This is a genomic window from Streptomyces sp. NBC_00440 (genome assembly GCF_036014215.1).
Taxonomy (GTDB): Bacteria; Actinomycetota; Actinomycetes; order Streptomycetales; family Streptomycetaceae; genus Streptomyces.
Window position 1 is genome coordinate 6,896,022 of record NZ_CP107921.1, and the last position, 19,966, is coordinate 6,915,987.

A 19,966-nucleotide genomic window follows, 5' to 3' on the forward strand; every position below is an offset into this window, starting at 1 on the left:
GCTACGAGAACATTCCGGCGCCTTGCGATCGCACGCACCAGACGCCGCGCGGCCGCCCTTCGGGCAACGACGGCACTTTGACGACAGGCCCTAAGGCTTCCAGTCAGGGTTGCGTCCGCTGAGCCCGATCACCCGGTCGAGGAACGGGGCGTCCCGCGGCACCTCGACAGCCGGGCCGAAGGCAGGCTCGCGCGCCACGCTGTCCGCCGGAGCGAGCAGCGCGTACGAGACGCCGAGGCTCGCCGGATCGGGCGCGTACCGCTGGCCGGTGGCGCGGGCCAGGTCCCAGCCGTGCACGACCAGTTCGTTCAGTGCGATCCGCGCGGCCAGCGGGGCGGGGAGGGTGAATCCGCCCGCCTTGGTGTCGCCCTCCCAGGCGGCGGGGGAGTGCCAGGCCACGATCAGCTCCTCCAGCTGCAGGGGCAGCGCGGACCGCCAGTCCGCGGCCAGTTCGGGGTGGGAGCCGGTGCCAGGTGCCGTGTTGGTGTTCGGCCCGAACTCCTTCCTGGCCGCGTCGCGGAACGCCACGCTCAATCCGGAGATGTGGGCGATCAGGTCCCGGACCGCGAAGTCCGGACAGGGCGTGGGACCGCCCAGCTGCGCGTCGCTGACGGCGTCGGCGAGCTTCGCGATGTACCGGGCCGGGGGCTCCAGGTCGGGCCGGGCGTTGTCGGGTTCCTCGGGTGCATCCGTATGCGTGTCCGTGTTCATGTCCTTCAGACCGGACCCGGTACGAGAACTCATCGGTCGGCGGGAAGTCCCCTGGACTCCCCGGCATCCTGCCTGGTCGGGCGGGGGCGGTGACGTGACGCCCGCCCCCGCACCCCGGATGCGGCGCCGTTTCAGATGCGGGCGTCGTGGCCCGTCGTCCGGCCGGCGTCCGCGAAGGCGGCGGACGGCCAGCCGGCGATGTGCTTGGGGCGGGGCGTCGCGTAGGTGCGCACCTTGGAGGTGGAGAGGCCGAGCCGGACCAGCGACTCGGCAACGGCGACGGCGGCACTGACACCGTCCACGACCGGAACACCGGTGCGCTCCCTGATCTGCGCGTCAAGACCCGCCATGCCGCCGCAGCCGAGGCAGATGACCTCGGCCCTGTCCTCGGCCACAGCGCGCTCCGCCTGCGACACGATCGACTCGACGGCGGCCGCCGGGTCCTCTTCGAGCTCCAGTACGGCCAGGCCACTGGCCCGGACCGATGCGCAGCGGTCGTAGAGCCCCGCGAGCTTCAGCCGGTCCTCGATCAGGGGAACCGTACGGTCGAGCGTGGTGACCACCGAGTAGGTGTGCCCGAGGAACATCGCGGTACTGGCCGCCGCCTCGGTGATGTCCACGACCGGTACGTCCAGCAGCTCCTGGAGTCCCTCCCTGCCGTGCTCGCCGTAGCCCGCCTGGATCACGGCGTCGAAGGGCTCCGGATAGGAGCGGACCCGGTCCATCACCGCGATCGCCGCGAGGTAGCTCTCGAAGTTGCCCTCCACGGACTCGGCCCCGAATCGCGGGGTCAGGCCCACGATCTCCGTGCCGTCCGACGCCGCCGACCTCGCCTGTGCGGCGATCGCCTCGGTAATGGATTCGGTGGTGTTCACGTTCACGGCGAGTATCCGCATGGAGGTACCTCACAGGTGGTTCGGGTGGTGCGGGAGTTTCTGGCGGACGCCGGACGGCGCCTGTCACAGGGCCTGCGCCGGCTCAGTGCACGCTCGGAACGGCTATGGACGCGCCCGGAACGTCCTCGTGGCTGCCGTTCCGCTCCGCGACGCCGACATACACGGCGGCGGCGATTCCGGCGCCGATGAACCAGGCGAACGGTGCGACGGCGGAGAACAGCGGAACCAGGGCGCAGACGATGGCCGCGGCGGCCGCCGGGGTGAAGGCGGCGATGGCGCGGAGGTTGACGCCGCGCGTGTAGTGGTACGCGGCGGACGTCTCCATCGTGTACAGCTCGGGCACATTGACCCGGCCCTTCCTGATCAGCCAGTAGTCGGCGATGATCACGCCGAACAGCGGGCCGAGGAAGGCGCCCAGGCCGCCCAGGAAGTAGTTGACGACGGTCGGGTTGTTGTAGAGGTTCCACGGCAGGATGACGATGCCGATCACGCCGCTGACGATCCCGGCCCGCCTGAAGTCGAGGTGTTTGGGGAAGAGATTGGCCAGCGCGTAGGCCGGGGCCACGAAGTTGGCCATGAGGTTGACCGCGACGGTGAGGACGATCAGCGCGAGACTGGCGAGCGCCACGAACCAGGTGTTGGGGATGGCCTGTACGACGTCCGCCGGGCTGTTGATGACCTTCCCGTTGATCCGGAACTGCGCCCCGGCCAGCACGACCGCAATGGTTCCGAAGAGCATGATGTTGACGGGAATGCCGCAGAAGTTGCCGATCGTGATCGACTTCTTGCTCGTACAGGACCGGGTGAAGTCGCAGAAGTTCAGCGCGAACGTGCCGTAGATGGCGACCCAGAGAGACGCTCCCGCGAAGATCTCGTGCCACATCTTCCCGCCCGTCAGCGGGTGGTTGTTGGACAGCGAGATGGAGCAGCCCGCTTTCCAGAACATCCAGACGGCGAGCGCGGACAGCGTGAACAGGATGACCGGGCCCGCGAACGCCTCGTACTTCCGCACCATTTCGATGCCGTACATCAGAATGCCGATCTGCACGCACCACAGGAACCCGAAGGAGATCCAGCCGAGGGTCGACAGCCCGAGGAAGGAGTTCTCGGTCAGGTGGACGAGCGGGTGGTGCAGCGTGATCAGCAGGACGTTCAGTACATGGGACGCGAGATACGTCTGGATGCCGAACCAGGCGATGGCGACGGCGCCACGGATGAGAGCCGGTATCTGGGCGCCCCGGACACCGAAGCTGATACGGCTCATGACCGGGAACGGGATCCCGGTCTTCTGGCCCATGTACCCGGAGAGGTTGAGAATCCCGAAGAGCAGCGCCGCGCCGATCGCGAGAGCGAGCAGCACCTGCCAGGCGCCGAGCCCGAGGGCGAACAGCCCAGTGGCGAACGTGTAGTTGCCCAGGCTGTGCACGTCGTTCGCCCACAGGGTGAAGATGTTGTAGCTGCCCCAGCGGCGCCCGTGGACCTCGGTGGGCGCCAGGTCGTTGTTGTACAGACGGGGACTCAGCGGAGGTGCGGCGTGAACCGGTGACGACCGGTCGCCGCCGGACGGTGTTCCGGAACTGTCGTGAACATCAGTGGCGATATCGGTGGTGTTCACGGAGGGCGTTGCTCGGGGTGGTTCCACAGGCGTGTCTGCACTCATCACCGGGCCACTCATTCTGAGTAGATTCCACCATGTGGAATATAAGTATCGGAATGCGGCAAGGCTAGGTTCGTCCAAGTGGACTGTCAATAGATTGTGGGTTTCTCCAACATGCCTGGTGGGTGCGGTTGCAGGCGGCCGTGGAGGGGGCGATCGGGACATATCCGGAGGTGCTGGTTCCGGTTGCGCACGGTACGCGCGAAACCGGACGCCCGGAAGAAGGGCCCGAGAAACGGGACCCGAGAAACAGGACCCGAGAAACAGCGGGGTCCGAGAAGCAGTCGGGCCACGAAAACAGCAGGGGCTGTCCCGGAGCCAGGTGGCTCCGGGACAGCCCCTGCTGTCAGTGGGTCGAGCGATCAGCGGGTGGTGCCTCAGCTCCCCAGCTGCTCGTACGCGGGCAGCGTCAGGAAGTCCGCGTAGTCGGCGTCCAGGGACACCGTCAGCAGGAGGTCGTGTGCCTGCTGCCACTTGCCCGCAGCGAACGCCTCCTCGCCGATCTCCTTCTCGATCGCGGTCAGCTCGTCCGCCGCGATCTTCCGGGCCAGCTCAGCCGTCGCGTGTTCGCCGTTCTCGAAGACCACGTTCGCGTTGATCCACTGCCAGATCTGCGAGCGGGAGATCTCCGCCGTCGCGGCGTCCTCCATCAGGTTGAAGATGGCCACGGCGCCCATGCCGCGCAGCCACGCCTCGATGTAGCGGATGCCGACCTGGACGGCGTTGACCAGGCCCTCGTACGTCGGCCTGGCGTCCAGGGAGTCGATCGCGATCAGGTCGCCCGGTGCCACCGCGACGTCCTCGCGCAGGCGCTGCTTCTGGTTCGGGTTCTCGCCGAGGACCGCGTCGAACGACTTCATGGCGATCGGCACCAGGTCCGGGTGCGCGACCCAGGAGCCGTCGAAGCCGTCGGCGGCCTCGCGGTCCTTGTCCGCCTTGACCTTCTCGAAGGCCACCTTGTTGACCTCGGCGTCGCGCCGGGAGGGGATGAAGGCGGCCATGCCGCCGATGGCGTGCGCGCCGCGCTTGTGGCAGGTGCGGACCAGGAGCTCGGTGTACGCGCGCATGAACGGCGCCGTCATCGTGACCAGATTGCGGTCCGGCAGGACGAACTTGGAGCCGCCGTCGCGGAAGTTCTTGACGATGGAGAACAGGTAGTCCCAGCGCCCCGCGTTCAGCCCGGAGGCGTGGTCGCGCAGCTCGTAGAGGATCTCCTCCATCTCGTACGCCGCCGTGATCGTCTCGATCAGGACGGTCGCGCGGACGGTGCCCTGCGGGATGCCGATGTAGTCCTGCGCGAAGACGAAGATCTCGTTCCAGAGGCGCGCCTCCAGGTGGGACTCGGTCTTCGGGAGGTAGAAGTACGGGCCCTTGCCGAGCTCGATGAGGCGCTTGGCGTTGTGGAAGAAGTACAGGCCGAAGTCGACCAGGGCGCCCGGGACCGGACGGTCGTCCAGCACGAGGTGGCGCTCGTCGAGGTGCCAGCCGCGCGGGCGCATCACGACGGTCGCGAGGTCGGCTGCGGGCTTCAGTGCGTACGACTTGCCGGACTTCGGGTCCGTGAAGTCGATCCGGCGCTCGTAGGCGTCGGTCAGATTCAGCTGGCCGGTGACAACGTTCTCCCAGGTGGGGGCGGACGCGTCCTCGAAATCTGCGAGCCAGACCCTGGCGCCCGAGTTCAGGGCGTTGATGGTCATCTTGCGGTCGGTCGGGCCGGTGATCTCGACGCGGCGGTCGTTGAGCGCGGCCGGGGCCGGCGCGACCTTCCAGCTGTCGTCGTTACGGATGCTCGCGGTCTCCGGGAGGAAATCGAGCGAGGACGTCCGGGCGATCTCGGCACGGCGCTCAGCGCGGCGGACGAGCAGCTCATCACGGCGGTGGGTGAACCGCCGGTGCAGCTCGGCCACGAAGGCCAGGGCCGCATCGGTGAGGACCTCGTCCTGCCGGGGCAGGGGCTCGGCATCGACGATGGCCAGCGGAGACGGCGCTGGTGCGGACATGAGCTGTCACTCCTTCAGCGGGCGGTACTTGACGGCCGCAGGACTCTCATGGTGGCACGGAGTGCCACGGGGTCGCGATACGGTCGCGGGCGCTCTGTGGGGCACAGAGCGCTTCTGACGTGTGGATACTAGTTTCCTCATGGTGGAAGTTCAACGTATGTTGACATCGAGATTCTCCGGATCGACAGAATTCGTCGCAGAGTGCCAGGTCGGTCACTCCAAGTGGAACAGGTCTTCGACCGTGTCGATGTCGTACTCCTCGGCGATGTCGGAGCACTCCACCAGCGTGATGGCTTCCCGGTGGGCCTTGAGGTAGCTGCGGGCCCCGCGGTCCCCTACCGCCGTCGCCGCGATGTCCGCCCAGCGGTCGGCGCCGAAGAGCACCGGGTGGCCGCGCTTCCCCTCGTACGAGGCGGCCACCAGACTCGTCGCGGAGCCGCCGGCCTCGCGTACCCGGGCCACCGCCGCGGCGCCGATTCCCGGCTGGTCCACCAGCAGGACGAGGGCGGCGTCCGCGCCCGATCCGGCGAGCGACGCGAGTCCGGCGCGCAGGGACGACCCCATGCCCTCCTCCCACCGGGGGTTGTCGGCCAGCACACAGCCGGTGAGATCGGCCCGCTTCCGTACGTCGTCCGCGGCGGCACCCAGTACGACATGCACCGGACCGCAGCCGCCCGCGCGCAGCACCCGGACCGCGCGCTCGACGAGCGGCCGGCCGCGGTGTTCGAGCAGCGCCTTGGGGCGTCCTCCGAGCCGCCGCCCGCCGCCCGCCGCGAGCAGCAGTCCGGCGATCACCGGTCCGGCCGTCCGGCCGGGTCCCGGCCGCGAGGCATCCGTGTCCGTGTTGTTCACTTCGGTTCCGCCTTCGTGTCGCATCAGGACTGGATACCTCATGGACACCACCCCGTCCGGCTGAATTCCCGTCGTGGAGTGGCGAGAACGCCGCGTGGTGGCGTTAACTGACTCGTGACCCGCGGTGTTCGACCGGCGCCACACGGTCGTTCAACCGTAGGGATGGCCAGCACAGAGTTGTGCGAGGGGGAACTTTGTTGCGAAGTGCGGGGCAGAAACGCGTAACGGGCACCGGTGCGGACCCCAGAGTGACGGAGCTCAGCTCCTCCGTCTCCCGGCTCCGCCGTGAACTGGCCGCTCACCCGGCCCAGTTCCCGGACCGTGCCATCGCCGAGGACGAACTGGCGGCTCTGGAGGCGATGGCCCGGAGCGGAGTGCCGGAAATCCTGCGGCTGCGTCGCTCGTTGCTGCTGGTCGCGGGGGCGATCGGTTCGGTCAGCGCACTCGCGGTGTCGCTCTCCGAGGTGCGGAACGCGGTGGAGCTGTTCGGATCGGCCTCCTGATGGCCGTCCGCAGGGTGGTGCCGGACATCACGACGCACGCCATGGAGGAGAGCCGGGACTTCTACGGTCTGCTCGGGCTCGGCGAGGTCATGAACCAGGGCTGGGTCATGACGCTCGCCTCGTCCGTCAACCCGACCGCGCAGATCACCCTCACCACGCACGACGCGAGCGCCACCGTGCAGCCCGACCTCTCCATCGAGGTGGACGACGTGGACGCGGTGCACGCGGCGGTGCTGGCAGCGGGGGCGGAGATCGTGCACCCGCTGCGGGACGAGGAGTGGGGCGTACGGCGGTTCTTCGTCCGTGATCCGAACGGCAAGGTGGTCAATGTGCTGAGCCACCGGCACGGCGGATGAGCCGCCGCGCGGAGGCCGTGGCCACCGCCGATGTACGGGAGTCCACACCCAGCTTGGCGTAGATATGCACCAGATGGGACTTCACCGTCGCCTGGCTGAGGAACAGCGCCTTGCTGATCTGCTGGTTCGACAGACCGTCCCCGACCAGCTGCAGCACCTCCAGCTCCCGGCGGGTGAGCGACTCGCCCGGTGCGCGCATCCGGTCCATCAGCCGGTGCGCGACGGCGGGTGCCAGCGCCGAGCGGCCCGCCGCCGCCGTCCGCACGGCGGCGGCCAGTTCCTCGGGCGGCGCGTCCTTCAGCAGATAGCCGCTGGCACCGGCCTCGACCGCGGCCAGGATGTCCGCGTCCGTGTCGTACGTCGTCAGCACCAGGACCCGGGGTGCCCCTTCGACGGCGGCGATGGCGGCGGTGGCCTCCGCGCCGTGCATACCCGCGCCGAACTGGAGATCCATCAGCACGACGTCGAACTCTCCCGAAGCGGCCAGCTCCACTGCCCGTTCGGCGGTCGACGCCTCCCCGGCCACCCGGAATCCCGGCTCGGTGTCGAGGACGGCGCGCAGCCCGGCCCGTACCACCGGATGGTCGTCGGCGAGCAGCAGCCGGATCGTCATGAGGACACCTCTTCGGACATGGGCACCTCTTCGGAGTCGGGGAGCGGCAGCGTGACCGCGATGGCCGTCCCCTGGCCCGGTGTGGACTCGACGGCGAAGGTGCCGCCCAGTGACTCGACGCGCGAGCGCATGGCGGGCAGCCCGAAACCTCCGTCGCCGGACGCGGTACCGGCGAGCAGCGGATCGAAGCCGGAACCGTCGTCGACCACGTCCAGGGCGACCGCGGTCTCCATGAAGCTCAGGGTGATCTCGGCGCGGGACGCCCCGGCGTGCTGGACGGTGTTGGCGAGCGCCGACTGCGCGATCCTCAGCAGCGCCACCTCGTACGGCGTGGGCAGCGCGACCGGCGTACCGCTGGTGGAGAAGCGGACCCGCGGACCGGGGCCGCCCGTGCAGAGGCGGTCGAGCGCGGCCGCCAGCGAACCGTGCTCCAGCGCGGGCGGCGACAGCGCCCGTACGAAGCGGCGGGCCTCGGCGAGGTTGTCCTGCGCGGCCTGCCTGGCCTGTTCGATGTGGGCGGCGGCCGGCGCGTCGGCGGGCAGGGTGCGCCCGGCGGCCCGCAGCAGCAGCTGGATGGAGGAGAGCCCCTGGGCGAGGGTGTCGTGGATCTCGCGGGCGAGCCGCTCACGCTCGGCGAGCGTGCCCGCGGTCCGCTCGGCGGCGGCGAGTTCGGCCCGGGTCGAGATCAGCTCCTCGATCAGCCGGCGGCGGCTCTCGCTCTCGCGGTAGAGCACCTGGTAGCCGAGGACGGTGGCCACGGCGACCGCCGCTCCGAGGAGCGGGCCGATGAACGCACCCGGGTTCAGCGCCGCCCCGTGCCCCACGTACGCGGCGATGGCCGCGCCCGCCGTGACGACGACCAGGGGCACCGACCAGCGCACCGGCAGGAGATGCAACTGGAGGAAGTACAGCGGGAACGCCACCCACAGCCCCTCCGGGGAGACCACGAGCAGCGCCAGCCACGCGAGACCCAGCACGCCGAGCCAGACGGCGGCGGACCGGCGCGAAGTCCGTACCGAAGGCCAGACCGCACCCGCCGCGTACACCGCGCCCAGCACCACGGCCGCCGCCACCACCGCGGGGGCGTTCGCCGCGTGACCGGTGAGCGCCCGTACCGCGGCCAGCACCAGCAGTCCCGCCATCAGCAGATGGAGGCAGAGCCGCAGGACGAGCAGCGCGGGGGTCAGTGCACGGGGATCCATGATCCTCCCAGCGTAGGCGGATCGTCCCGGAACGCCCTCAATCGAAAGTTTGATTGCCGGCTCCGTCTTTCGATCCGCCCGGAGCCATCCGTGGCGCGATGCCCAAGCACCCCCGGTGCCAGCAGGGTTGGGCACATGTTCGTCGCATGGAGAGATCTGAGATTCGCCAGGGGCCGGTTCGCCCTGATGGGGACGGTCATCGTACTCATCACCCTGCTGGTCGGACTGCTGTCCGGGCTGACCGCCGGGCTGGCCAGGGACAACACATCGGCCGTCACCGGACTGCCCGCCGACCACCTGGCCTTCGCCGCGCCGCCCTCGGGGCAGTCCGCCTCCTTCACCGGGTCGCAGCTGCCGCAGAGCGCCTGGCGGACCTGGGCCGCGCAGCCGGGGGTGAAGAGCGCGCAGCCCGTCGCCATCGGCACCGGCAACGCGGAAGCGGGCAGCCGCACGGCCGCGGTCTCCGAGTTCGCGGTACGGCCCGGCTCCGGTCTGGCGCCCGCGGAGCCCGGGCACTCCGGTGTGGTGCTGTCCAGGGGCGCCGCGCACGACCTGGGCGCGGCGACCGGGGACACCGTCACGCTCTCCGGCAGGAAGTTCACGGTGACGGCGGTCGCCGGGGACGACTCCTACAGCCACACCCCGGTCGCGTGGACCTCGCTCCGCGCGGGCGAGCACGCCAGTGTGGTGGCCCTGACCACCACCGGCGGGGCGGACCTCGGCGCGGGAGACCGGGCGGCCGGTACGAAGACGCTCACCCTGGACGGCTCGCTCAGCGCGCTCCCCTCGTACCAGGCGGAGAACGGATCGCTCCAGCTGATGCGCGGCTTCCTGTTCGTCATCTCGGCCATGGTGATAGGCGCGTTCTTCACGGTATGGACGATCCAGCGCAGCGGTGACATCGCCGTGCTGAAGGCGCTGGGTGCCTCCACTCCGTATCTGCTGCGCGACGCTCTGGGCCAGGCGGTGCTGATGCTGCTGGCCGGGACGCTGCTGGGCACCGCCCTTGCCGCCGGGGTCGGCGCCGTCGTGCCCGGGAGTGTTCCCTTCGTGCTCGACCCGCTGACCTCCGTTCTCCCCGCCGCCGTGATCGTCGTCCTCGGGGTGCTCGGCGCGGCCCTCTCCATCCGGCGGATCACCGCCGTCGACCCGCTGACCGCCCTCGGGAGCGCACGATGACCCTGGCCCTGGACGATGTGACGCTGACCTACCCGGACGGGGACGGCCGGGTGGTCGCGCTGGACACGGTGACGCTCGATGTTCCGGCCGGTTCGCTGACGGCGGTGGTCGGACCGTCCGGATCCGGCAAGTCCAGCCTGCTGGCGGTGGCGGCGACGCTGGTGACCCCGGAGCGGGGCCGGGTGGTCGTCGACGGAACGGACACGGCCTCGCTGAGCCGGGCGGCGAAGGCGGCACTCCGGCGCGAACGGATCGGGATCGTCTTCCAGCAGCCGAACCTGCTGCCCGCGCTGACCGCCGCCGAGCAGCTCCAGGTGATGGCGCACCTCTCGGGCCGGCCGGCCGGTCAAGTACGCGGCCGCGCCGTGGAGTTGCTGGACGCGGTGGGCCTCGCCGACCAGGCGGGCAGGCGCCCGCACCAGCTCTCCGGCGGTCAGCGGCAGCGCGTCAACATCGCGCGGGCGCTGATGAACGAGCCGTCGGTACTGCTGGTCGACGAGCCCACCAGCGCCCTCGACCATGAGCGGGGTGCGGGCGTGCTGGACCTGCTGGTCACGCTGACCCGGGCACGCGGTACTGCGACGGTGCTGGTCACCCATGACCATGCGCACCTGGACCGGATGGACCGGACGGTGTCGATGGCCGACGGGCGGCTGACGGTGCCGGTGGCTGAACCGCCGGTCGTCTGAGCCGCCGGTGGTCCGGACCGCCCGGCGTCCGAACCGCCCGGCGTCCGGGGGCCGGATCCGCCGCGCCCCCGGCCGGATCGGACCTGCATCCGGCCGGACCTGCGCCGGATCAGACCTGCTGGGGTCCCGCGCTCGCGAGGGTGGCCGAGAGCTCCAGGGCGATGCCCTGGAGGATCGGCACGATCCGTTCGGTCGCCTCCTCCGTCACCCGGCCCGCCGGACCCGAGATCGAGATCGCGGCGGCCGTGGGGGAGTTGGGGACCTGGACCGCGAGGCAGCGGACCCCGATCTCCTGCTCGTTGTCGTCCACCGCGTACCCCGCGCGGCGTACGACCTCCAGGGCGTCCAGGAACCCCTCGGGCGTGGTGATCGTCTTCTCGGTGGCGGCCGGCATACCGGTCCGTGCCAGCAGCGCCCTGACCTCGGGCGGCGAGGTGTGCGCGAGCAGCGCCTTGCCGACTCCGGTGGAGTGCGGCAGGACCCGCCGCCCCACCTCGGTGAACATCCGCATGGAGTGCTTCGACGGGACCTGCGCGACGTACACGACCTCGTCCCCGTCGAGCAGGGCCATGTTCGCCGTCTCCCCGGTCTCCTCGACCAGCCGCGCGAGATAGGGGCGGGCCCAGGTCCCGAGCAGCCGGGCCGACGACTCGCCGAGCCGGATCAGGCGCGGGCCCAGCGCGTAGCGCCGGTTGGGCTGCTGGCGTACGTAGCCGCAGGCGACCAGAGTGCGCATCAGCCGGTGGATCGTGGGCAGCGGCAGACCGCTGGCGGCCGAGAGCTCGCTCAGGCCGACCTCTCCACCGGCGTCGGCCATCCGCTCCAGCAGATCGAAGGCGCGCTCCAGGGACTGGACGCCACCGCTCGGTGCTGCGGTCTTGGCGTCGGGTGCGCTGGCGTGGGACTGCGGCACGGCGGCGGTCCTTTCGAGGCGGGCGGGGCAAGGCGCCAGCCTACCGGGCCGGAGCCCGCTGTATCCCCCTCGGCGGCAGGCGTTGGGGCCGGTCAGGACCCCTTTGTCCGGATCAGGCGGCCGGATGGGTACGATCCGGACCCAGGGGTACCGGAGGGAAGCACATTCCGGCACCCGAAATTCGGCTTTTGCTTTGTGGAATCATCCAGGCGGCCGGTCCGGTCTTGACGAGCCACGGCGCGCAGCGAACACTCCATTATTGGAACGTGAATTTCGCTATATGGAAAGAGGGGCCCGGGTGTCCACCACCGAACTGGTACTGCGCTCGACGCGAGTCATCACCCCCCAGGGGACGCGCGCCGCATCGGTCGCTGTCGCCGATGGGAAGATCGCAGCAGTGCTGCCCTACGACGCGGAGGTGCCGGATGGCGCCCGGCTGACGGACTTCGGCGACGACGTGCTGCTCCCCGGCCTCGTCGACACCCACGTCCATGTGAACGACCCCGGCCGCACCGAGTGGGAGGGGTTCTGGACCGCGACCAGGGCCGCCGCGGCCGGCGGGATCACCACGCTGCTCGACATGCCGCTCAACTCGCTGCCGCCGACCACGACCGCCGCCAACCTGCGGACCAAGCAGGACGTGGCCCGCAGCAAGGCGCACATCGACGTCGGCTTCTGGGGCGGCGCGATCCCCTCCAACGTCAAGGACCTGCGCCCGCTGTACGACGCCGGGGTGTTCGGCTTCAAGTGCTTCCTGTCGCCTTCCGGCGTCGAGGAGTTCCCCGAGCTCGACCAGGAGGAGCTCGCCCGGTCCATGGCCGAGATCGCCGGCTTCGGCGGGCTGCTGATCGTCCACGCCGAGGACCCGCACCAGCTGGCCGACGCCCCGCAGCGCAGCGGCCCGCAGTACGCGGACTTCCTGGCCTCCCGCCCCCGCGCCGCCGAGAACCAGGCGATCGAGGGCCTCATCGCGCTCGCCAGGCGGCTGGACGCGCGCATCCACGTCCTGCACCTCTCGTCCAGCGACGCGCTTCCGCTGATCGCCGCCGCCAAGCGCGAGGGCGTCCGGGTCACCGTGGAGTCCTGCCCGCACTTCCTCACCCTGACGGCCGAGGAAGTCCCGGACGGGGCAACGGAGTTCAAGTGCTGCCCACCGATCCGTGAGGCCGCCAACCAGGACGCGCTGTGGCAGGGGCTTGCCGACGGGACGATCGACTGCATCGTCTCCGACCACTCGCCCTGCACCACTGACCTCAAGACCCCCGACTTCGCCGACGCCTGGGGCGGCATCTCCTCCCTCCAGCTGGGGCTCCCGGCGATCTGGACGGCGGCGCGCGAGCGGGGCCACAGCCTCGACGACGTGGTCCGCTGGATGTCCACGGCGCCGGCCGCACTCGCCGGGCTGTCAGGCAAGGGCGCGATCGAGGCCGGCCGGGACGCCGACTTCGCGGTGCTGGCGCCGGACGACACCTTCACCGTCGACCCGGCGGAGCTGTACCACCGGAACCAGGTGACGGCATACGCCGGGAAGACCCTGTACGGGGTCGTGCGCTCCACCTGGCTGCGGGGCGAGCGGATCGCCGAGAACGGCGTAGTGGGCGAGCCGGTGGGCCGGCTGCTCGAACGCGACGCCTGAGCCTGCCGGTTTCGCGACGCCCGAGCCGCCGGTAACGCGACGCCCGGGCCGGCCGGCCTCCGCCCCGGAGCGGTGGCCGGGCGGCCCGGTTCCGGGGCGGAGACCGGCGTGTGAGAGGCCCCCTGCGCCGGTGTTACGCCGCGTGCCCGCCGTCCACCAGCAGCTCGGCCCCCGTCACATACCCGGCCTCCTCGCCGGCCAGATACGCCACCAGCGAGGCCACCTCGTCCGCCGTCCCGAAGCGTCCCAGCGCCGTTGCCGCGCGCTGGGGCCCGGCGTACGGGCCGTCCGCCGGGTTCATCTCCGTGTCGACCGGGCCCGGCTGGATCACGTTGACCGTGATGCCCCGCTCGCCCAGCTCCCGGGCGAGCGACCGGGTCAGCCCGGTCAGCGCGGCCTTGCTCATTCCGTAGAGGCTGGCCCCGGGACCGCCCGCGTAGCGGGTCAGCGCCGTGCCGGTCGAAATGATCCGGCCGCCCGGCCTGAGCACCGCGGCCGCGGCCTGTGAGCCGAGGAAGACCTCTCGTACGTTGACCGCGAGCGTACGGTCGAGGTCGGCCGCCGTGAGATCGCCGACCGGGGCCAGCACACCGACCCCCGCGTTGTTCACGAGGATGTCGAGCCCGCCGAACTCCTCGGCGGTGCGGGCCACGGCGGTCGCCGCGTCCGTACGCAGCGCCAGGCCCCGGCGGCCCGCCTCCTGGATCCCGGCGACGACCTCCTTGGCTGCGGTCTCGTTCCGTTCGAAGGTGATCGCGACGTCCGCGCCCTCCCGCGCCAGCCGCAGTGCCACGGCGGCCCCGATCCCGCGGCTGCCGCCCGTCACCAGCGCCGCCCGGCCGTCCAGCGCTGACCTGTTCAGAGAAGACATGGTGTGTCCCGCCCCGTCGTTTCGTCGGTAGTGTTCGCACGTCCCAGCAAAGCGGCGGACGGCCACCCGTACCGGCGGGAAACGGACTGCGAGTCCGGGGTCCGGTGCCGACAGCCCCGCCCGGAACCGGACAGCCGGAACCGAACAGCGGGCCCCGGCCGTTCACCTGCCGGTACGGATGTACCGGCCCCCGCCACCGCCCCAAGGAGAACCGGCCGTGACCCTCCAGCAAGAGATCGTCGGCAACGCCATGCAGATGGCCGTCGTCAGCCTTCAGCCCGGCCAGACCGTCTACTGCGAGGCCGGGAAGTTCCTCTTCAAGACCTCGAACGTGAGCATGGAGACGCGTCTCTCCGGGCCCGGCGGCGGTGGCGGCCAGCAGGGACAGGGCGGTCAGCAGGGGCAGGCCGGCGGCATGGGCGGGATCCTCAGGCAGGCCATGGGCACCGCGATGCAGGTGGGCCAGCGGGCCCTGGCGGGTGAATCGCTCGCCTTCCAGTACTTCGCGGCCACCGGCGGCGAGGGCACGGTCGGCTTCGCGGGCGTGCTCCCGGGCGAGATGCGCGCCCTGGAGCTGAACGGCTCCCGGGCGTGGTTCGCCGAGAAGGACGCGTTCGTGGCGGCGGAGTCCACCGTCGATTTCGGTATCGCCTGGCAGGGCGGCCGGACGGGCCGCAGCGGCGGTGAGGGTTTCATCCTGGAGAAGTTCACCGGCCGGGGGACCGTGATCATCTGCGGCGCGGGCAACTTCATCGACCTCAACCCGGCCGACTTCGGCGGCCGTATCGAGGTCGACACCGGCTGCATCGTCGCCTTCGAGGAGGGCATCGAGTACGGCGTCCAGCGCATCGGCGGCCTCAACCGCCAGGGCATGATGAACGCCGTCTTCGGCGGCGAGGGCCTGTCGCTGGCCACGCTGGAGGGCAACGGCCGTGTCATCCTCCAGTCGCTGACCATCGAGGGTCTGGCGAACGCGCTGAAGAAGGCGCAGGGCGGCGACAAGCAGGGGCCCACGGGCGGACTCTTCTCCACGAACGCCGGATAGCCGGGACGCACCGGCGGCCGGGCGCGGGGCGCGGGGCGGATCATGCGGCCGGGCGCGCAGGCAGGCTGTGCGGACACCCGCTGACCAGCGGGGCCTGCGCGATGACTCCCAAAGTCTCGGACTCCGCGACTTTGGTCTCGACTGCTCCGCTGAACACCGCACCCGGCGCGGCTCCTGCGTAACTTTGTGGACATGACGCGTTCGGAGTACCGCTGGCTGCTGCCCTCGGCCCTGGCAGGTGCCGAGCCCGCCGCGGACCGGGAGAGGCCGCGCCGGACCCTGCGCGACTGGATCGTGGACATCACGGCCTTCCTGATCGCGCTGGGCATCGGTGTGCTGGCCCTGGACGCCATCAAGAACCAGGCGGGCTACACCGACCTCGACAGCGCCGCCGACCAGGTGATCGGCGTCCTCTCCTGCTGCACGCTCTGGGTGCGCAGGCGCTGGCCCGTCGGGCTCGCCGCGGTGCTCGTGGTGGTCAGCGCGTTCGCTCCGCTCGCCGCCGGTGCCGTGCTGGTGGCGCTGTTCAGCCTGGCCGTGCACCGCCCGTTCCGGCCGGTCCTGGTACTGGGGGCAGGGGCGGTGGCGGCCGGGGGAGTGCAGGCCGCGCTGCGCCCCGACCCGACCATGTCCTGGATCAGCTCGACGCTCTTCGGCACGGTGCTGGTGCTGCTGGTGATCATCTGGGGCCTGTTCGTACGCTCCCGGCGCCAGCTCGTCGTGGTGCTGCGCGAACGCGCCCACCGCGCCGAGGCGGAGGCCGATCTCCGTGCCGAACAGGCGCAGCGGCTGGCCCGCGAGGCCATCGCCCGGGAGATGCACGACGTACTGGCGCACCGGCTGACCCTGCTCAGCGTCCACGCCGGAGCCCTGGAATTCCGGCCCGGCGCACCCGCGCCCGAGGTCGCCCGCGCCGCCGGGGTCATCCGGGACAGCGCCCACGAGGCGCTCCAGGACCTGCGCGAGATCATCGGGGTGCTCCGGACCCCCGGCGAGGGCGAGGAGAACCGGCCGCAGCCCACCTTGGTCACGCTCGAAGCCCTGGCCGCCGAGTCCCGGCAGGCCGGGATGTCGGTCACCCTGCACAACAAGGTCGCGGACCCGGCCACCGTGCCCGCCGCGACCGGCCGCACCGCCTATCGCATCGTCCAGGAAGGGCTCACCAACGCCCGTAAACACGCGCCGGGGGCCGAGGTCACCGTCACGGTCACCGGCAGCCCCGGGGCCGGGCTGACCGTCGAGGTACGGAATCCGCCGCCGCCCGGAGACGTACCGAAGGTGCCGGGATCCGGGCAGGGATTGATCGGCCTCACCGAGCGGGCCACCCTCGCGGGCGGCCGTCTGGACCACGGCGCGACGGAGGGCGGCGGCTTCCGGGTCGCCGCCTGGCTACCCTGGCCCGCGTGATCAGGCTTCTCGTCGTCGACGACGACCCCCTTGTCCGGGCCGGGCTCGCCCTCATGCTCGGCGGCGCCGGTGACATCGAGATCGCCGGCGAGGCGGCGGACGGCTCCGAGGTGCCCGCGCTGGTGGCCGCCGTCCACCCCGATGTGGTCCTGATGGACATCCGGATGCCGGGCGTGGACGGGCTGACGGCCACCGAGCGGCTGCGGAGCGCCGCCGGTGCGCCCGAGGTCGTCCTGCTCACCACCTTCCACGCCGACGAACAGGTGCTGCGGGCGCTGCGCGCGGGGGCGGCCGGGTTCGTGCTGAAGGACACCCCGCCCGCCGACATCGTCGCCGCGGTCCGCCGGGTGGCGGCCGGCGATCCGGTGCTCTCGCCCGCGGTCACCCGGCAGCTGATGACGCATGTGGCGGGCGGCGCGGCGGACGACCGTGCGGTGCGGGCCCGCGCGCAGCTGGGCCAACTCTCCGACCGCGAGCGGGAAGTGGCAGTCGCCGTAGGGCGCGGCGAGTCCAACGCGGCCATCGCGGCCGCCCTGTATCTGAGCGTGCCCACGGTCAAGACCCAGGTGTCGCGCGTGCTGGCCCGGCTCGGCCTCAACAACCGTGTCCAGATCGCGTTGCTGGTCCACGATGCGGGGTTCCTCGACGGGGACGGCGACGTACGCTGAGGCGATGACGCTGATCGATCTGCGGCAGGACACCGAGGACTTCAACGCGAATCCGTATCCGTACTACGAGAAGATGCGCGCCGCCGGGCCCGTGCACCGCGTCCGTACTCAGGACACCGAGGACGCCGGTGTCTGGCTGGTCGTCGGCCACGAGGAGGCCCGGGCCGCGCTCAACGACCCCCGGCTCATCAAGGACCCCCGGAAGATGGAGGGTTGGAAGGACGAGTCGGGCGGGCTCTTCGCCAACATGCTGGACGCCGACCCGCCGCACCACACCCGGCTGCGCAAGCTGGTGGTACGGGAGTTCACCGCGCGCCGGGTCCAGGCGCTGCGCCCGCGCGTGCAGGAGGTCACCGACGCCTGTATCGACGCGATGCTCGCGGCTCCGGAGCGCACGGCCGATCTGGTGGACTCGCTGGCGTTCCCGCTGCCGATGACCGTGATCTGTGAACTCTTCGGTGTGCCGGACCTGGACCGGGCGAGCTTCCGTGTCTGGTCCAACGAGCTGATCGGCCCGACCGGCGGTGACCAGGAGAGCGCCGCGGTCCGGGAGATGAGCGGATACCTCGTCTCGCTGATCGAGGCCAAGCGGGAGCGGCCGGGCGATGATCTGCTGAGCGCGCTGATCCGGGCCCGCGACGAGGACGGTGACCAGCTGTCCGCACCCGAACTCGTCGGTATGGCCTTCCTGCTGCTCGTCGCGGGCCATGAGACCACCGTCAACCTGATCTCCAACGGCGTACGCGCACTGCTCACCCACCCCGAGCAACTCGCCGCGCTGCGCGCCGACATGAGCCTGCTGGACGGCGCGGTCGAGGAGATGCTGCGCTACGACGGTCCGGTGGAGACCGCCACCTACCGGCACGCGGCGGAGCCTCTGCGGATCGGCTCCGCGGACATCGCGGCGGGCGACCCCGTACTGGTCTCGCTCGGTTCGGCCGACCGTGACCCGGACCGTTTCCCGGACGCCGACCGGTTCGACATCCGGCGCGCCCCGCAGGGGCACCTCGCCTTCGGGCACGGCATCCACTTCTGCCTCGGCGCGCCGCTCGCCAGGATGGAGGGCCGGATCGCCGTCCGTACGCTGCTGGAGCGCTGCCCCGATCTGGAACTCGACCCGGACGGCGGCGCGTACCACTGGATTCCGGGACTGCTGATGCACGGGGTGCGGAAACTGCCGGTGCGCTGGTGAGGCGGGGCCTGCGGTCCGGCGCCGGACCGCGAGGAGCGGTGGGATGAGTGAACTCGACCTGGACCTGGCGCGCCGGACGCTCGACGCGCAGCCGTTCAGCCGGCTGCTGGGGGCGCGCGTCACCCGGTTCGGCGGCGGCTCGGCCGTACTGGAGGTGGACGTCCGCGACGAGCTGCTGCAGCAGAACGGCTTTCTGCACGGGGGAGTGCTGGCGTACGCGGCCGACAACGCGCTCACCTTCGCGGCCGGGACGACGCTGGGGGCCGCCGTGCTGACCGGCGGCTTCTCCATTCAGTACGTGCGCCCCGGCGCGGGCCGCACACTCGTCGCCCGCGCCGAGGTGGTGCACACCGGGCGCCGCCAGGCCACCGTCCGCTGCGATCTGGTCATGGTGCGCGACGACGGTGAGGAGGTGCTCTGCGCCGTGGCGCAGGGGACCGTGCTCCCGGCTGCCGCGCCACCGTCAGCCTGACGGGGTGTCAACTCAGGGCAAGCGTCAGCTGGCAGGGGGTCATCGCTCCGTACGTATTGACGGGGCGTCTGTTCAGCCGGTGACGAGTTCGTCCGTGCGGACCGGGCGCCGCTCGCGCCGGGACAGCTCGCACGCCTCCGCGATGCGCAGCGCGGCCAGCGCCTCCCGGCCGTCGCACGGGTTGGCCAGCTCGCCCCGCGCCACCCGCAGGAAGGCGTCGAGCTCGGCCTCGTAGGCCGGGGCGAACCGCTCCAGGAAGCCGGGCCACGGCCGGTCCGCGGGCGGCGGGCCCTGCGGTTCGGTCGAGGTCACCGGCGTACGGTCGCCGAGCCCCACCGAGATCTGGTCCAGCTCCCCCGCCAGCTCCATCCGGACGTCGTAGCCCGCGCCGTTGCACCGGGTGGCGGTCGCGGTGACCAGCGTGCCGTCGTCCAGCGTGAGCAGTGCGGCGGCCGTGTCCACATCACCGGCCTCGCGGAACATCGCGGGCCCCGCGTCCGACCCGGTCGCGTACACCTCGGCCACCTCGCGCCCGGTCACCCAGCGCACCATGTCGAAGTCGTGCACCAGGCAGTCCCGGAAGAGCCCGCCGGAGAGCGGCAGATATGCGGCGGGCGGCGGCGCGGGGTCGGAGGTGAGTGCGCGGACGGTGTGCAGCCGGCCCAGCGAACCCGACCGCACGCGCTCGCGCGCCGCCGCGTATCCGGCGTCGAAGCGGCGCATGAAGCCCAGCTGGAGCACGGTGCCCGCCTCCTCGGCCTCACGCAGCGCCGTCAGTGTGCCCGGCAGGTCGGTGGCGATCGGCTTCTCGCAGAAGACCGGCAGCCCGGCGCGGGCGGCCCTGCCGATCAGAGCGGCGTGCGACGAGGTCGCGGAAGCGATGACGACCGCGTCCACGCCCGAGGTGAAGACCTCGTCGACCGAAGCGGCGGCAGTCGCACCGGTCCGCCGGGCGACCTCGGCGGCGCGCGCCCCCTCGGTGTCGGCCACCACCAGCGCGCCGACGTCCCGGTGGCCGCTGAGCACCCTCGCGTGGAAGGAACCGATCCGGCCTGTCCCGATGAGTCCGATACGCATGGACCCCAACGTGGCCGCAGCTCTGCC

General features: G+C 71.4%; 20 protein-coding genes. 10 read left to right on the forward strand and 10 right to left on the reverse strand.

The annotated features are described in order from the left end of the window. Window positions 1-90: 90 nt before the first annotated feature. The 5 genes from OHB13_RS30670 to OHB13_RS30690 form a co-directional block, all read right to left on the reverse strand. Entirely contained in the window at window positions 91-744 is a 654-nt protein-coding gene (locus OHB13_RS30670) for a TIGR03086 family metal-binding protein (RefSeq protein ID WP_443062978.1), read from the reverse strand. Between the two features lie 98 nt (window positions 745-842). Beyond that, window positions 843-1,607 (reverse strand): aspartate/glutamate racemase family protein, encoded by a 765-nt coding sequence (locus tag OHB13_RS30675; RefSeq protein ID WP_328379229.1) that lies wholly within the window; start codon window positions 1,605-1,607, stop codon window positions 843-845. An 82-nt stretch (window positions 1,608-1,689) separates the two neighbouring features. After that, a complete protein-coding gene (locus tag OHB13_RS30680; RefSeq protein WP_328380430.1) occupies window positions 1,690-3,129 on the reverse strand; it encodes an NCS1 family nucleobase:cation symporter-1 in 1,440 nt (479 codons plus the stop codon). Between the two features lie 512 nt (window positions 3,130-3,641). Beyond that, window positions 3,642-5,264 (reverse strand): malate synthase A, encoded by a 1,623-nt coding sequence (gene aceB, locus OHB13_RS30685; RefSeq protein WP_328379230.1) that lies wholly within the window; start codon window positions 5,262-5,264, stop codon window positions 3,642-3,644. Window positions 5,265-5,477: 213 nt separating this feature from the next. Next, window positions 5,478-6,047: a nucleotidyltransferase family protein gene (locus OHB13_RS30690; RefSeq protein WP_266860582.1), complete on the reverse strand. Its 570-nt coding sequence runs from the start codon at window positions 6,045-6,047 to the stop codon at window positions 5,478-5,480. 263 nt (window positions 6,048-6,310) lie between these two features. Between OHB13_RS30690 and OHB13_RS30695 the strand changes: the two genes are divergently transcribed. Then, window positions 6,311-6,619, forward strand: a complete 309-nt coding sequence (locus OHB13_RS30695; protein ID WP_266851588.1) for a DUF5955 family protein — start codon at window positions 6,311-6,313, stop codon at window positions 6,617-6,619. Further along, window positions 6,619-6,975, forward strand: coding sequence for a VOC family protein (locus tag OHB13_RS30700; RefSeq protein WP_266851587.1), 357 nt, complete (start codon window positions 6,619-6,621; stop codon window positions 6,973-6,975). The genes OHB13_RS30695 and OHB13_RS30700 overlap by 1 nt, the downstream gene beginning before the upstream one ends. Here OHB13_RS30700 and OHB13_RS30705 read toward each other — a convergent pair. Both OHB13_RS30705 and OHB13_RS30710 read right to left on the reverse strand, forming a co-directional pair. After that, window positions 6,944-7,588 carry a response regulator transcription factor gene (locus OHB13_RS30705; RefSeq protein WP_328379231.1) on the reverse strand — a complete coding sequence of 215 codons (645 nt, stop codon included), beginning with the start codon at window positions 7,586-7,588 and terminating at the stop codon, window positions 6,944-6,946. The two genes, OHB13_RS30700 and OHB13_RS30705, sit on opposite strands and share 32 nt — an antisense overlap. Next, window positions 7,585-8,790 carry a sensor histidine kinase gene (locus OHB13_RS30710; RefSeq protein ID WP_328379232.1) on the reverse strand — a complete coding sequence of 402 codons (1,206 nt, stop codon included), beginning with the start codon at window positions 8,788-8,790 and terminating at the stop codon, window positions 7,585-7,587. The genes OHB13_RS30705 and OHB13_RS30710 overlap by 4 nt, the downstream gene beginning before the upstream one ends. A gap of 135 nt (window positions 8,791-8,925) precedes the next feature. On the opposite strand from OHB13_RS30710, the gene OHB13_RS30715 reads away from it, so the two are divergent. Together OHB13_RS30715 and OHB13_RS30720 are read left to right on the forward strand one after the other, a co-directional pair. After that, entirely contained in the window at window positions 8,926-9,969 is a 1,044-nt protein-coding gene (locus tag OHB13_RS30715; RefSeq protein WP_266851583.1) for an ABC transporter permease, read from the forward strand. Beyond that, complete coding sequence (locus tag OHB13_RS30720; RefSeq protein ID WP_266851581.1) at window positions 9,966-10,658, forward strand: ABC transporter ATP-binding protein; 693 nt, start codon at window positions 9,966-9,968, stop codon at window positions 10,656-10,658. The genes OHB13_RS30715 and OHB13_RS30720 overlap by 4 nt, the downstream gene beginning before the upstream one ends. 109 nt (window positions 10,659-10,767) lie before the next feature. Here the strand turns inward: OHB13_RS30720 and OHB13_RS30725 are convergent, their stop codons facing one another. Next, window positions 10,768-11,571: an IclR family transcriptional regulator gene (locus OHB13_RS30725; RefSeq protein WP_266851579.1), complete on the reverse strand. Its 804-nt coding sequence runs from the start codon at window positions 11,569-11,571 to the stop codon at window positions 10,768-10,770. A gap of 298 nt (window positions 11,572-11,869) precedes the next feature. Between OHB13_RS30725 and allB the strand changes: the two genes are divergently transcribed. After that, window positions 11,870-13,207, forward strand: coding sequence for an allantoinase AllB (allB, locus tag OHB13_RS30730; protein ID WP_266851577.1), 1,338 nt, complete (start codon window positions 11,870-11,872; stop codon window positions 13,205-13,207). A gap of 133 nt (window positions 13,208-13,340) precedes the next feature. Here allB and OHB13_RS30735 read toward each other — a convergent pair whose 3' ends face one another. Further along, window positions 13,341-14,078, reverse strand: coding sequence for an SDR family NAD(P)-dependent oxidoreductase (locus OHB13_RS30735; RefSeq protein WP_266851575.1), 738 nt, complete (start codon window positions 14,076-14,078; stop codon window positions 13,341-13,343). Between the two features lie 217 nt (window positions 14,079-14,295). Here OHB13_RS30735 and OHB13_RS30740 point away from each other — a divergent pair, with 217 nt between their 5' ends. The 5 genes from OHB13_RS30740 (at window position 14,296) to OHB13_RS30760 (ending at window position 18,862) form a co-directional block, all read left to right on the forward strand. Then, the gene (locus OHB13_RS30740; protein WP_266851573.1) at window positions 14,296-15,123 is read left to right on the forward strand and encodes an AIM24 family protein; all 828 of its coding nucleotides are present in this window, start codon (window positions 14,296-14,298) and stop codon (window positions 15,121-15,123) included. Window positions 15,124-15,315: 192 nt separating this feature from the next. Then, the gene (locus tag OHB13_RS30745) at window positions 15,316-16,530 is read left to right on the forward strand and encodes a sensor histidine kinase (protein WP_266851571.1); all 1,215 of its coding nucleotides are present in this window, start codon (window positions 15,316-15,318) and stop codon (window positions 16,528-16,530) included. 53 nt (window positions 16,531-16,583) lie between these two features. Then, complete coding sequence (locus OHB13_RS30750) at window positions 16,584-17,198, forward strand: response regulator (protein WP_405756133.1); 615 nt, start codon at window positions 16,584-16,586, stop codon at window positions 17,196-17,198. A 4-nt stretch (window positions 17,199-17,202) separates the two neighbouring features. Further along, complete coding sequence (locus OHB13_RS30755; RefSeq protein ID WP_266851569.1) at window positions 17,203-18,390, forward strand: cytochrome P450 family protein; 1,188 nt, start codon at window positions 17,203-17,205, stop codon at window positions 18,388-18,390. Between the two features lie 43 nt (window positions 18,391-18,433). Beyond that, window positions 18,434-18,862 (forward strand): PaaI family thioesterase, encoded by a 429-nt coding sequence (locus tag OHB13_RS30760; RefSeq protein WP_328379233.1) that lies wholly within the window; start codon window positions 18,434-18,436, stop codon window positions 18,860-18,862. Window positions 18,863-18,934: 72 nt separating this feature from the next. On the opposite strand, the gene OHB13_RS30765 is transcribed toward OHB13_RS30760, so the two are convergent. Beyond that, entirely contained in the window at window positions 18,935-19,939 is a 1,005-nt protein-coding gene (locus OHB13_RS30765; RefSeq protein ID WP_328379234.1) for a Gfo/Idh/MocA family protein, read from the reverse strand. Window positions 19,940-19,966 lie beyond the last annotated feature (27 nt).